This window comes from Chitinophagales bacterium (assembly GCA_017303835.1).
Lineage (GTDB): Bacteria > Bacteroidota > Bacteroidia > Chitinophagales > Chitinophagaceae > JAFLBI01.
The window spans coordinates 635,781-649,850 of record JAFLBI010000001.1 but is presented as its reverse complement, the minus strand read 5'-3'; the positions used below and the strand labels follow the sequence as shown (position 1 = coordinate 649,850).

At 42.1% G+C, this 14,070-nt stretch carries 11 protein-coding genes and 2 tRNA genes; 8 read left to right on the top strand and 5 right to left on the bottom strand.

Features of this window, described 5'->3' with window-relative positions:
* Positions 1–44: 44 nt before the first annotated feature.
* The 4 genes from nagB to J0L83_02910 all read left to right on the top strand — a co-directional run bounded on the left by nagB (position 45) and on the right by J0L83_02910 (position 3,967).
* Positions 45–1,970, top strand: coding sequence for a glucosamine-6-phosphate deaminase (gene nagB / locus J0L83_02925; protein ID MBN8663495.1), 1,926 nt, complete (start codon positions 45–47; stop codon positions 1,968–1,970).
* A 67-nt stretch (positions 1,971–2,037) separates the two neighbouring features.
* Positions 2,038–2,111 (top strand) — tRNA-Arg (locus J0L83_02920).
* 722 nt (positions 2,112–2,833) lie between these two features.
* Entirely contained in the window at positions 2,834–3,307 is a 474-nt protein-coding gene (locus tag J0L83_02915; GenBank protein MBN8663494.1) for a 23S rRNA (pseudouridine(1915)-N(3))-methyltransferase RlmH, read from the top strand.
* A 15-nt stretch (positions 3,308–3,322) separates the two neighbouring features.
* A complete protein-coding gene (locus J0L83_02910; GenBank protein ID MBN8663493.1) occupies positions 3,323–3,967 on the top strand; it encodes a rhomboid family intramembrane serine protease in 645 nt (214 codons plus the stop codon).
* Here the strand turns inward: J0L83_02910 and tilS are convergent.
* Positions 3,951–5,291, bottom strand: coding sequence for a tRNA lysidine(34) synthetase TilS (gene tilS, locus J0L83_02905; GenBank protein ID MBN8663492.1), 1,341 nt, complete (start codon positions 5,289–5,291; stop codon positions 3,951–3,953). The genes J0L83_02910 and tilS overlap by 17 nt on opposite strands.
* A 5-nt stretch (positions 5,292–5,296) precedes the next feature.
* Positions 5,297–6,958: a glutamine--tRNA ligase/YqeY domain fusion protein gene (locus tag J0L83_02900; GenBank protein ID MBN8663491.1), complete on the bottom strand. Its 1,662-nt coding sequence runs from the start codon at positions 6,956–6,958 to the stop codon at positions 5,297–5,299.
* 163 nt (positions 6,959–7,121) lie between these two features.
* Here J0L83_02900 and J0L83_02895 point away from each other — a divergent pair, with 163 nt between their 5' ends.
* Complete coding sequence (locus J0L83_02895; GenBank protein MBN8663490.1) at positions 7,122–7,832, top strand: hypothetical protein; 711 nt, start codon at positions 7,122–7,124, stop codon at positions 7,830–7,832.
* Here J0L83_02895 and J0L83_02890 read toward each other — a convergent pair whose 3' ends face one another.
* Together J0L83_02890 and J0L83_02885 are read right to left on the bottom strand one after the other, a co-directional pair.
* The gene (locus J0L83_02890; GenBank protein MBN8663489.1) at positions 7,833–8,714 is read right to left on the bottom strand and encodes a hypothetical protein; all 882 of its coding nucleotides are present in this window, start codon (positions 8,712–8,714) and stop codon (positions 7,833–7,835) included.
* Positions 8,715–8,809: 95 nt separating this feature from the next.
* Positions 8,810–8,883 (bottom strand) — tRNA-Arg (locus tag J0L83_02885).
* Between the two features lie 62 nt (positions 8,884–8,945).
* Between J0L83_02885 and ung the strand changes: the two genes are divergently transcribed.
* Positions 8,946–9,617, top strand: a complete 672-nt coding sequence (gene ung / locus J0L83_02880; GenBank protein MBN8663488.1) for a uracil-DNA glycosylase — start codon at positions 8,946–8,948, stop codon at positions 9,615–9,617.
* A 9-nt stretch (positions 9,618–9,626) separates the two neighbouring features.
* Entirely contained in the window at positions 9,627–10,361 is a 735-nt protein-coding gene (locus J0L83_02875; protein ID MBN8663487.1) for a 1-acyl-sn-glycerol-3-phosphate acyltransferase, read from the top strand.
* On the opposite strand, the gene J0L83_02870 is transcribed toward J0L83_02875, so the two are convergent.
* A complete protein-coding gene (locus J0L83_02870; GenBank protein MBN8663486.1) occupies positions 10,358–13,048 on the bottom strand; it encodes an LPS-assembly protein LptD in 2,691 nt (896 codons plus the stop codon). The genes J0L83_02875 and J0L83_02870 overlap by 4 nt on opposite strands.
* A 69-nt stretch (positions 13,049–13,117) precedes the next feature.
* Between J0L83_02870 and J0L83_02865 the strand changes: the two genes are divergently transcribed.
* Positions 13,118–14,050, top strand: a complete 933-nt coding sequence (locus J0L83_02865; GenBank protein ID MBN8663485.1) for an N-acetylmuramoyl-L-alanine amidase — start codon at positions 13,118–13,120, stop codon at positions 14,048–14,050.
* The last annotated feature ends 20 nt before the right edge of the window (positions 14,051–14,070 follow it).

Here is a 14,070-nt window from a genome sequence, read left to right as displayed (position 1 = left end):
CATAAACCTGCAAAATTTTATATTTGTCTGCAAAAATCCGCAATATGGCCCAGCACAAGTTTTCGGTTGATTTATCCGATAGTCTGGAAAGAATTCCTGTGAAAGTCTTTGAAAACTCTAAGCACGGTTCACAGTTTGTTGCTGCTGAAATTGCGGCACTTATTCGCGAGAAGCAGGCGAAGGGACAAGATTGTGTATTGGGATTAGCCACCGGCTCTACACCGATTACTTTATACAAGGAGTTGGTGCGTATGCATAAGGAAGAAGGGCTCAGCTTCCGTAATGTGATCACTTTCAATCTGGATGAATATTATCCCCTGGAGAAAGAAGCCTATCAAAGCTATTGGAGCTTTATGCATCGCAATCTTTTCAATCACGTGGATATTGATGCGGAGAATATTCATATTCCCAACGGACAATTACCGAAAGAAGATATCAAGAAGCATTGTGTAAAGTATGAGCAATTGATAGAAGCCGTAGGTGGTATTGATTTGCAAATATTGGGTATTGGTAATAACGGTCATATTGGTTTCAACGAACCTGGTTCGAGTATTTTTTCTAAGACGAGGTTGGTGTCGTTGGACAACAGTACACGTATCGCCAACTCATTTGAATTTCAGAATATATCTCAAGTGCCGCGCATGGCGGTTACCATGGGCATCAGTACCATCATGAAAGCACGCAAAGTGATTCTGATGGCCTGGGGTATGAAAGCGCCGATTGTAGCCAAAGCAGTGGAAGGACATGTAACAGAACAAATCCCCGCTTCTATTCTGCAGCAGCACAACGATTGCACATTTGTGATTGATGAAGTAGCTGCAAGTGAGTTAACACGTATTAAATCGCCTTGGCTGAGTGGTGATGTTGACTGGACACCCAAGATGATCAAGCGCGCAGTAGTACATATGGCACTCAAATTAGGTAAGCCGGTGCTAAGCCTTACTGCACATGATTATAATGAGAATGGCTTAGGCGATTTGCTCGTTGAAAAAGGTGATGCTTACGAAGTAAACCTGCAAGTGTTTTACATGCTGCGCGATAGTTTAACTGGATGGCCCGGTGGCAAACCGAATGCAGTGATTCCTGGCCACCCAGAACGCAGCGACCCACATCCAAAGCGTTGTTTAATTTTTAGTCCACACCCCGATGATGATATCATCAGCATGGGTGGTACATTCCAGCGCTTACATGATCAGGGACATGAAGTGCACGTAGCCTATCAAACCAGTGGTAATATTGCGGTAACGGATGAATTCGTTACACGCTTTCTGGATTTTGCTGTTGGTTTTGAAGACATGTTTGGCATCAACAATGAAGTAAGCACCAAGATTCTGGGAGAAGCAAGACAATACATATCGAATAAAGCTAAAAATCAGCCCGATACTGCTGAGATACGCGCCATCAAAGGGTTGATCCGCAGATGCGAAGCAAAAGCTACTTGTCGCTATGTTGGCTTAACCGAAGACCGTTGTCATTTTCAAAACCTGCCATTCTATGAAACTGGTACGGTGGAGAAAAAACCCATGGGTGAAGAAGATGTGGTGTTGACGATGGAATTGTTGAATAAGATTAAGCCGCACCAAATTTATTGCGCTGGTGATCTGGCTGATCCGCATGGTACACATAAAGTTTGTCTGGACATTGTTTTTGAAAGCATGCGCAGATTAAAAGCTGCCGGTGAAAAATGGGTGAAGGACTGCTATGTATGGATGTATAAAGGTGCATGGCAGGAATGGGATATTGCTGATATCGAAATGGCCATCCCTATGAGTCCCGATCAGGTGATGAAAAAGCGTTTTGGCATCTTTATTCACCAGAGCCAGAAAGACATGGTACCCTTCCAGGGAACCGATAGCCGCGAATTCTGGCAGCGTGCAGAAGAACGCAATGCCAATACAGCCAATCTGTATGCAGCTTTGGGTATGACTAAATATGCTGCTATTGAGGCATTTGTACGCTGGCATTTCTGATAATTTTTGTGCGGGAATTTCAAAATATGAACTCCCCCGCCTATATTTGCAGCCCATTTAAGGGAATGGCCCCGTAGCTCAACTGAATAGAGCATTTGACTACGGATCAAAAGGTTTCAGGTTTGAATCCTGACGGGGTCACAAAGACCTGCCAAAATTGGCAGGTCTTTTTATTTGGATGCGTGCAAAGCTTGCTTTGCTAAGCAGACGAATAAAAAGACCCCACGCTGAAAGCGTGGATAGGTCTTTGAGTAAGGCCAATGCGAAAAGGATCACGTAGTAATCCTGATTTTCATACCACAGATATTTTCCAAAAAAGTGATAACCCCCACGCTAAAAGCGTGGATAGGTCTTTGGGTTAGACCAATGCGACACGGATCACGAAGTAATCCTATACGCCCAAAGCGGTGTTATCACCGCGAGATTTTATTCAACCCCTTCAGGGTTGTGTATTGAATTCACACGAATGACTCTATTCATATTGGACGCCTTCAGCGTCCGATTCTAATTGTAGACATCTATTTGTTGGTCGGGCGACCAACAATGGCCAGAAATCAAGTAGTAATCCTAACAGCCAAGAGCGGTGTCCTCACCGCGACATTTTATTCAACCCCTTCAGGGTTGTGTATCGAATTCACACGAATGACTCTATTTATATTGTACGCTTTCAGCGCCCGACTTTAGTTGCATCATTTTTCTTGTTGGTCGGGCGACCAACAATGGCCGCAGTGTTTTTCTAAAACACATCACATTTCACCCCGGACTGAAGTCCGGGGAAATACATCTATTGCTTTAATTAATACATATACTGTGGACTAAAGTCCACAGTATAAAACCGCGCACGAATCACTTACTTTTACCACATGAAAATTGTACTGGCATCTGTTGGCAAACCACATGAAGCTTTGGTGAAAGCCGGTGTGGAAGAATTCACCCAACGGATTCAGAAATACTATGGCGTGGAATGGAAAATCATTGCACCACCAAAGAATGCGGCTTCATTGAATGAAGCAGCCTTCAAAAAAGCAGAAGCTGAATTGGTGCTACAACAACTGCAACCTGATGATTTCCTCATTTTATTAGATGAAAGAGGCAAAAACATCAGTTCACCCGAATTGGCTAACCTTTTGCAGCAACGTGCTAACGAAAGTACCAAGCGAGTTGTCTTCCTGATTGGCGGTGCTTTTGGTGTGGACGGTACTATTCAGCAGAGAGCGCAGTTTACCTGGAGTCTTTCCAAATTGGTATTCCCGCATATGCTGGTGCGCTTGATCCTTGCTGAACAAGTCTATCGCGCCTGCACCATCAACCGCAATGAAAAATACCACCACGTTTAGCCCTAATTTTGCGCTATGATCAATTCTACACTCTCTATTATCATACTCACCACGATTATTTCTTTTCCTGCATTCTCCAATCATAAAACGATTGATGACCTGATTTTTCAACCAGCCATCATCAAGACCAAAAAACAATGGTACCGTTTTATTACTTGTGGTTTTATTCATGCTGATATCACACACTTACTGTTCAATATGCTATCGCTGTATATGTTTGGCGATATCGTTGAAGAAGCATTTGCACAAATCTATCCGGGACTTGGCACTGTGATGTATTTGCTGCTTTATTTCTTGGCAACCATCGTAAGTGTTATTTCAACCTATATCAAACACAAGGATGATTATTGGTATAGAAGTTTGGGTGCTTCGGGGGCTGTTTCTGCCATTGTCTTTGCAGGCATCTTCCTCTATCCTACTATCAAGATTGGTTTATTCATTCTGCCACCGATTATTCCGGGATTCGTATTCGCACCAATATATCTGATTGGTTCAGCTTACATGGAAAAACGTGGTGGCGATAATGTGAATCACTCCGCACATATCTGGGGCGCTGTATCAGGTATTGTGTTTATCCTGATTGCTTCTGTTTTCTTTAAAGGATTTGATCCTTTGGAAAGTTTTATCCGCCAGGTGATGGACTTTATGCGTTCTTTTTAAAGCGGATCTGAACAACCTGCTTGGTCAGCGGCGTGATTTTAAATCGATCGTCAATACGATGACCAAGAATCCAGACAACCTTTTTATTGGATTCAATCACCCATACTTGTTCTTTTTCAGTGCGTGACAATTTGATATCGCCAAAGAACCGACTCAACTTTTTCTTCTTGCGCATACCGAGGGGATAGAAATAATCGCCTACCCGCCATGGACGCAATAAAAATGGGAATGTTAATGCACTTGCATCAATCAATGCAAGCATTGGATCTGCACTGATTTCTTTCGGCACTGCTGTTTGTTGAATTAGCAACTCTCCTAATGAAAATGAAATACTCGCTTGTCCCGCTTCAATTAACAATGTTTGTGGATCAACTGTAGACTTTATTGGAGCAACCAGCAAGTGCTTACGATCTTTAATCACACGATGTGTTTCACCACTTACATAACTGCTATTTTCTGCCTGCAATAATTTGACAATCTCTGCATGCTGTCCGGCTGTAAAACCATAAGGATGCAGTAGCTCCCACAAAACAGTTGTCCAAGCTGGATATTCTTGCAGCAATAAGATGGGAATTCGGTATTGCACTCCATCAGCGATCAATAGTTTCTTTTTCCACTGATCAATTGTATGCTTGAGGATGATTGCATTATCCTGTAAATACTGAATGGTCTGTAGCGCTTGTTGTTTTGCTTGCGGCATCCGCGATTCAATCAAGGGCAATACTTCATTTCTAAAGAAATTTCTAGTGTAATCACTATCAGCATTGCTACTATCTTCCACAAAAGCCAATCCATCAGCTTTTGCTTGTGCAAGAATAGCGTCTTTATGAAATGACAGCAAGGGACGAATCAATTTTTGTTTAGGCGAATATGCATCCATCCCCTTCAACCCGTTGATACCTGTACCGCGGAAAAAATGCCAAAATACAGTTTCCAATTGATCATCTGCATGATGCGCAGTAGCCAGATAATCAAGTTTTCGATCTAGCATCAATGCTTCAAACCATTGATACCGCAATACTCGGGCTGCTTCCTGCACACCCATGTTATGCTGCTCCATGAAAGATTGGGTATCAACCCGCTTGATATGGCAAACCAAATTTCTTTGCTTGGCGAAATCTTGAACGAATTGCTCATCACGCAGACTCTCCTCACCACGTAATTGAAAATTCATATGTGCTAACTCAATCCGAAAACCAGCATTCAACAACAAATTAGCCAATACCACAGAATCAACTCCACCACTAATGGCAAGCAGGATGGTATGCTGGCGCTGCACAAAAGAAAATTGTGCGGCCATGATTTGTTGGAATGCGGTATGCATATCGGTTAGGCTTTCTTCACTTCCTTGGCCCAGGCATCTTTTAACGTAACAGTACGGTTAAAGACGAGGTGTTCGGTAGTGCTTTCTTTATCGAGGCAGAAATATCCCTTACGCAAGAACTGATAACGACTATTCAAATCAGCATTGAGCAAATCTGGCTCTGCGTATACACGGTTCACCACCTGCAATGATTCAGGATTCAAATATTCCTTAAAATCACCTTCTTCATCAGTTGGATCTTCCACGCGGAATAAACGATCGTATAAACGTACTTCTGCACTCACTGCGTGTTTGGCACTCACCCAATGCAGGGTACCTTTCACATTAATGCCAGATGTATCAGAACCGCTCTTGCTTTCTGGGATATAGGTACAACGTAATTCAATCAGTTTTCCATCGGCATCTTTTACGACTTCTTCGCAGCGGATGATATATGCACTCTTCAGACGAACCATTTGTCCGGGCGCCAAACGGAAATACTTCTTAGGCGGATTCTCCATAAAATCATCCTGCTCAATAAATATCTCCGCAGAGAATGGCACCATGCGTGTACCACCATTCGGGTCTTCCGGATTGTTTTCCGTTGGCAATAATTCCTCTGCAGCAGTATAATTCGTTATCACCACTTTCAATGGATCAAATACCACCATTCTACGCTGAGCTACTTTATTCAGGTGCTCACGCACACAAAATTCCAACAAGCCAACATCCACCATATTCTCACGCTTGGCTACGCCTATACGGTCACAGAAATCGCGGATACTCTCCGGCGTAAAACCTCTTCTGCGTAAACCGCTGATGGTTGGCATACGCGGATCATCCCAGCCGGTTACATGGCCTTCATTCACCAACTGTAAGAGTTTACGCTTACTGGTAACCGTATAATTGATGTTTCTGCGCGCAAACTCATATTGATGTGATGGATAAATTTCCAATTGTGCAATCAGCCAATCATACAATTCTCTGTGCGGTACAAATTCTAGTGTACAAATGGAGTGTGTGATGTTTTCAATGGAATCGCTCTGACCATGCGCAAAATCATACATCGGATAAATACACCAGGCATCTCCCGTACGATGGTGATGTGCATGCTTAATACGATACAAGATTGGATCGCGCATCAGCATATTGATATGGGCCATATCAATCTTAGCACGCAGGGTTCTGCTTCCATCAGGAAACTCACCATGCTTCATGCGCTGAAACAAATCGAGGTTTTCTTCTACTGAACGGTTTCTGAACGGACTATCCTTACCAGGCTCAGTTGGCGTTCCTTTCATGGCAGCAATGGCTTCGCTGGTAGAATCATCCACATAAGCCAATCCCTTTTTGATTAGTAACACAGCAAAATCATAGAGCTGCTGGAAATAATCAGAAGCATATAATTCATGCTTCCACTCAAAACCCATCCAACGAATATCTTCTTTGATACTTTCTACATATTCTGTTTCCTCAGTGGTTGGGTTGGTATCGTCGAAACGGAGATTCGTATAACCGGGGTATTTCTTGGTTAAACCGAAGTTTAGGCAAATGGAACTGGCATGACCAATATGCAGGTAGCCATTGGGTTCCGGCGGAAAGCGGGTGACAATAGAACTGAATTTACCACTATTCAGGTCGTTCTCAATAATTTCCTCAATAAAATTCAAGCTTTTCTCTTCACTCATGGATAGCCAATTAGGTGGCAAAAGTACGGTTTCAAGGGCGCAAGGCCAAGTGCCAAAGGCAGATAGGTGAATTTGCTATAGGCTTCATAAACAGCTTATTATATCCTCCTATGGATTAATTCCAACTAACTTGATAAATTGCTTAAGTAATTCAGCATAAATAATGCTATACGCAAATGTCAATGGAGAAAAAGTTGAAGCTCGACCAAAGTTGCATGGCAAATGTCCTTTGTGTCATGGTGATGTATTCTCTAAATGTGGTGAGATAAATTTATGGCACTGGGCTCACGTTGCAGACGAAAACTGCGACAGTTGGCATGAACCTGAAACTGAATGGCATAAAAAATGGAAACATGCTTTTGGGAAAGAAAAAAGTGAAGTCATAATCACAAAGGATAGAATTAAACATATCGCTGATGTTCGGACAAAAAGCAATGTGATAATTGAACTACAGAATTCGCCAATTCAGAAGCAAACTATCGTGAAAAGAGAAGAATTTTATGGCGAGCAGATGCTATGGATAATAAATGGCAATGAATTTAAAGATAACTTTAAGGATACATCTTCTGATATAACTGAGGAAATAAGCAGCTATAACCGTTTTATAATGCAGTCAAATAGTACATCCAGAGAAAAAAGGAAATTGGATGAATATAGTAAATACCCTTTTAAGTGGAGCTGGCCTCGTAAATCATGGTCCCAATCAAAAAGGGACATTTTCATTGACTTTGGCTCACCCATTTTGTTTAGGATTATTGAAGGCATGGGAACTAATGAGGGTTTATTTAAGAAAGTATCTAAGAAAAGATTTTTAGAGAAATACGGAGGGGATGTTTCATTTCTTCCGGAATTAATTTCATCAGGTTTCTTATAACTATTTCTTTCGCTTAGGCATTGTTGCCAATTGAACCTGTATTGGTTGCTGCTGATCAGTAATACCCTGTATCAGCGCTTGCGACCTGTTCAAACCGGCTTTTATTGATTTTACGCCTCGAAACTGCTTATCTAAGACGATCTCAATACTATCTTTTCTAATAAAATAATCACCCCAAAAAGTTGAATCATCTGCAGAGAGGATGCACACGTTACCAAACTCAAAGAATAACATCGGCTGTTTGGTATTTTTTCCACCACTTAATGGCAGTGTATCATTAGCAACCACCATTCTTTGAATAGCATATTCACCCATAAACTTTTCTTTGGATTGCGCAAACAAATATGCTTCAACCAAAAAGCCAATACAAAGCAGTGCTATAAAAGCAATAGGCGCAATACGTGCGAATTTGGAGACAGTTATCTGGCTTTCGGACTGAATCTTACCAGCCATATTCCAGAAGAACGCTTTCAAACTTGGCAAATAAGGAATCAGCAAGAGTATGACCATAATCGTTTCTACAATAACATGCGTCAGCGCATCTTTCACTTGAAATTCGATATCGATAATAAGGATATTGGCGAATAATCCAAGTGCTAGTAAAAGACCTATTAATCTCGTACGCTTAAACAAAATCAATGCGCCTGCCCCAAATTCAATAATACCTAAGAACAAGTTATAGGGGTAAGAGCGACCAAAGAAAGACCATGCATGCGTCATTCGTGAAACATCCTTTAAAGGCACATAACCTGAATACTTATATATTTCAAATTGGTTATCGAAAAACTTAGAAAAGGCAAAAGCAATTAATACCAGTGATAGAAAATAGATAAATATATATTGCAAGACATCCCATGTCTTGGTTAAGAATGATTTTTTCATGTGCGTTGGTTTAAGGAAAATCAAATTACAAATTATTCTGATTTCAGCAGAAGGGCGGTACAAACAAAAACCCCTCGCAAATGCGAGGGGTTTTGTGATCCGGATTGGATTCGAACCAATGACCTACTGCTTAGAAGGCAGTTGCTCTATCCAGCTGAGCTACCGGACCATCCCTTTTTGGGCTGGCAAAAATATATTTTAATTAGTTTGCGCCCAAACTGTTTCGCAATCATGGAGGTAAAAATTGAAGAAAGCTGGAAACAAGCGCTACAGGCGGCTTTTCACAAGCCTTGGTTCCTCCAAATTGTTACCCACCTGAAAACAGAAAGAGCTTCTGGCAAAACCATCTACCCTCCGGGTCAGCTCATTTTCAATGCTTTTGAACATACACCATTCAACAACGTGAAAGTGGTGATTTTAGGGCAAGACCCCTATCATGGACCGGGTCAAGCGCACGGACTCAGCTTTTCAGTTCAAGATGGTGTTCCGCCACCACCCTCATTGGTCAACATTTTTAAGGAGCTGAAAGCTGATATCGGCATGCTCATTCCATCAACTGGCAATCTCACCAAATGGGCCGATCAGGGTGTATTGCTTTTGAATGCAGCATTAACTGTACGTGCCAATGAACCTGCCAGTCACGCCAAAATTGGCTGGATGGATTTTACTGATTACGTGATCCGTACCCTCTCAGATCAAAAGCAAGGAATCGTATTCCTGCTCTGGGGGCGCTTTGCACTAGAGAAACAAGTGCTAATTGACGAAACCAAACACCATGTACTCAAAGCGGCGCATCCGTCTCCCTTTAGTGCTGATAAGGGATTTTTTGGTTGCAAGCATTTCAGTAAAACCAATGAACTACTCGCTAAACAAGGAAAAGCACCTATCGACTGGCACCTTTAATTCAAGAACATGAACTTGCTGAAAAACATATTTGCGCGCATTTGGGCTTTGTGGGGCCTATTGACTTTCGTGGGCACATTTCTGCTGATATTCATTCCATCCATGCTCACGCATTTATGGCCTGAGTGGCGTAGTCAGGATTTATTCATCAAGTTGGCTCGCATCTGGATGCGTGTTTGGTTAACATTGATTGGTTGCCCGGTAAAAGTGCGCGGCAAAGAAAACTTCGCACCCAATACTTCCTATATCATCACTTGCAACCACAACACTTTATTGGATGTGCCACTCTCCTCACCTTTTATTCCTGGCCCCAATAAAACCATTGCCAAAACCTCTTTTGCCAAAGTACCCATTTTTGGTTTCTACTATCGTAAAGGTTCTGTATTGGTAGATCGCAACAGTGAACAAAGCAGGAGAAAAAGTTTTGACGAAATGCGCCATGTACTGAAAGCTGGTATGCACATGTGCATTTATCCAGAAGGTACCCGCAACAGAACAGGTGAACCATTGAAAAAATTCTATGACGGCGCATTTAAACTGGCAACAGATACCGGAAACGCCGTAATACCCACACTCATATTCAATACCGGCAAAGCCTTACCGGTGAATAAGTTTTTTTATCTCATACCACACAAACTGGAAATTCATTTCTTGGCTCCCATTGAAAGTAAAGGCAAACAAAGCGTTGCTTTAAAAGATGAAGTCTTCCAAACTATGTGGAACTATTATGATGCCAATCGTTAGAAGCCGGCGTTAGAATAAGTTCTGGCCCTATTGATGCGCAGATCGCGAAGAATACCTGATTTAGGATTCACTGTAATACTGAATGAACGGAACAAACCTATTGGTGTTACATTGGCAGATAATTGCCAACAGTGCATTTCACGACTAAGACTCATAGTGAACTGCTGAATCTTACCTGCACTGAGATCCAAAAATCCATTTCCAAGAATCTTCAGTTTACTGGACAAACTGAAATCCCCATTGAAACTCATACCCTGTATGATCACACTTTGAAAGCCACTGTAATCAGGCTTAATGGTTCTGGAGTAATTCAAAGAATATGATAAATTAAGGCTCCAGGGAATATCAAAATCCGTAAACTCTGCAGGATTTGCGCGTGCAAACTGTAATTGTCTTTGTTGTTCCTCCGGTGTCATGAAAGGATCCATCGGAATCTCCTTATCCTTCTCTTTACCATCCTTGGTCTTTGCCTGGAAACTGGTTGAAATTGCGATATTGGCTGTTGTAATGGAGCCCGGACTAAACTTGTTTCTCGACCACTGCAACTGATTTTTTCTGAAGCCTCTGCTATCGGTTTCGTATGGATCTAAAACAAAACCGGCAGTAATATTGATGTTTTGAAACAAATTGGATCGCAGGTAAAAATTAAATGGAGACAGGGCAAAACTATCTGCCATTAAGTTGTAGGATGAGGTAAAACCAAAGCCATCAATCAAGCGCACTTTCTTATCCGGTGCTGATGTGTCTTTTTTATCCCGCACTTTCATTTCAAGCAGGTTGTCCACGCCGAAACTAATACCACCAAATCTGCCTTCACTAAAGCTTCCCAGAATACCTCCATCAAATTGTGAAACCCGGATAGTACGGCCTGTTGTATCGATTTGCAAATTCTTGTAATAACGAGCCATCATATCAGGCTTGTAAGAGACACCAAAACTTGGTCTGATTTCGTGGCGAATGGCTTTGATATTACCCATCGGTTTCTTCATCACCACAGTACCGAATATCCGCGTGCTGGCAGAAATACCAAAACTCATTTGTCTTGCCGCATAAAATCCACGCTGGATAGTAGTATCTACTTTTTTATTGACTGCATTCCAGTTACGAATGACTCTTTGTCCGTACCAACGTTCATCATACGAAATAGATGGACCGATAGTAATTGGCCCCAATGCAGGTAAGGATAAAGTAATTGGTATGCTATGCGATGCACCCCACTGCATGGTATCCAGCAATCGGCGCATATTGAAAGCGGTATCGTAGAAAGAAATCTGATTTTGTAATTGGCTATTCAAACCTATACCCAGCTTCTCATACCAACGTTCTGTACCAATTCTTTCTTTCTTTTGAAACGGGTAAACCGTCACCATATTGAATCCAATATTTGGCAAACTCAGGTTTACCAATCGGGTATTGTTGTTTTGGTTATGGGTAGCGTTTACCGACATATTTATTTTACCCTTCCAATCCTTGGTATAACTAATTGAAGAAGTTAGCTGGTTCTGGAAATTCTGAATTGGGTTATTGAGCAGGTTCTGGTTGAATCTGGTACTACCAAAATTGACACTGGCCGTAAAATTGGTACCCGGCCTTGCCCTATTATCTCTGGAATGGTTCCAGTTAATCATAAAGCTGCGTACACTATTGAATTCCTCCTTACTGGCAGTAAACCCACGATTCAGGGATTTGGTATTCTGAAACGTGATGTTCATACCACCTGTATAATGATAGCGCTTCATATACTTTGGCGCAACATTCACTGCCCAGCCGCCATATGAATACAAATTGGTTCTTACTGTTACATCAGCATAATCACTCAAGACCTTATAATAACCCAATCCCTCCAAACCAATACCAAAATCCTCACTAGTGATGAATTGCGGCGCCATCAGGCCTGAACTTCTTCCCCGCGAGAGCGGATAAATACCAAAGGGCAGTCCGATAGGCACAGGCACTCCTTCAAATTCTGGAATGGCTAAGCCTGACATGGCCACTTTATTATTGATCAATTTGAGTTTCTTAGCTCGGATGGCGAAGTGTGGGGTATCCAGGTTACAAGTAGTGAATTTGGCATTATACCCGAAGAAGGCATTGGTATCCACTTTTTTCAAGAGTGTTGCGTTCACAAACATCTCACCTTCTTTGTAATAAGAATTTTTAGTAACCCCTTTCAATGTCTTGAGGTTGAAGGTGATACTATCACTCAGAGAAGTCATTTCACCTTGGCGCATTTCAGGTTTACTCAGCGGACTACCGGTTGTGTCTCTTGAACCGTATGCCCTTACTAATTGTGAAGCTTGATCGTACTGAATCGTGTTTGCCTTCAGTTGCATTTGGCTATAATCGGCCTCTGCTTTACCGTACAGTAGAAATTCCTTGGTTTCAATTTTTAGAACGCCGGAATCCTCTGCCGTGTATTTGATTGGGGCATCTATGGAATCTTTTGAAATAACAATCGTATCAACTGTATTAACACGTGCAGGTTTTGTGCTATCTGTACGAATGATATTGGGTTTTACCCTTGGAGAATCCGGTTTTGCAGGCAATGTGTCAGGATACGTTAAAAATTGCCCAAACTGCCCAGACAGGTGAACCGCTGCCTGCTGATACTTTGTTAAAATCAGGAATGCTGCGAGTACTGCAATAGCCGGGGTATATTTTACGTTAATTTTACGCCGTTTGCTCATGTTAGTAGTGGCAAAAATAGCCCCTTCGGGCTGAAGATGATAATAAAGCACATCTTTAACAAATTGGATATGAGGAAAAGACTGTTCGTTGCCTGGGTTTTGTTAATGATATTCAGTATTGGTGCAGCGGCGCAAAAAGCGCCTCAACGCCCTGCTTTGCGCCGCATTGTGATTGATGCCGGACATGGCGGACATGATCAAGGCGCCAAGGGCACATTATCTACCGAAGCGAATATTGCCTTACAAATTTCATTGAAACTGGAGCAAATGCTCCGTGAGCAGATGCCCGAACTGGACATTATTATGACCAGACGTGATGACATTTATCCATCTCTTTACGAAAGATGTGATATCGCCAATCGTGCCAAGGCGGATTTGTTTATCTCAATCCACCTGAACTCAGCAGCTGGCATTAAGCATAAAGAAGTGACTCATTACGAGACCAAAACTTTCTATAAAGGCAAAGGCAAAAAGAAGAAAAAGTACACCAAGGAAGTACCCGTTTACCGTTATTGGACCTCTCCTTCTCCAGCAATGGGTACAGAAACCTACATCTGGAGTGCAGCTAAAAATGAGAGTAAGAAGCGCGAAATGATGGAGAATGAAGATGCTTTTGTTGATAGCTCTATCAACCAGATTATTCGTGAGTTCGATAGCCGCTCTCCTGAAAACGCCGCATTTGTAGCCCTGAAAGCCAAGCAATTTTTTGAGCGTAGTCAGCACCTCGCCTTTACGATTGAAGATGAATTCAAGAAAATCGGCAGAGTAAGTCGCGAAGCCCGTCAACGTAATGAAAAAGGTATCTGGGTTCTGGAAGGCACTTCCATGCCATCTGTTTTGGTGGAGACCGGCTTTATTTCAAACCCAGAGGAAGAAAGATATCTTTTCAGCGATGCCGGACAACGCGAAACCAGTCAGGTGATCATCAATGCATTAAAACGCTACAAAAACTCGCTGGAAAACAGAACAATCGGCACCGTTAATGGAGTAGCCCGCAAATAATGCTTCTTCATTCCTACATT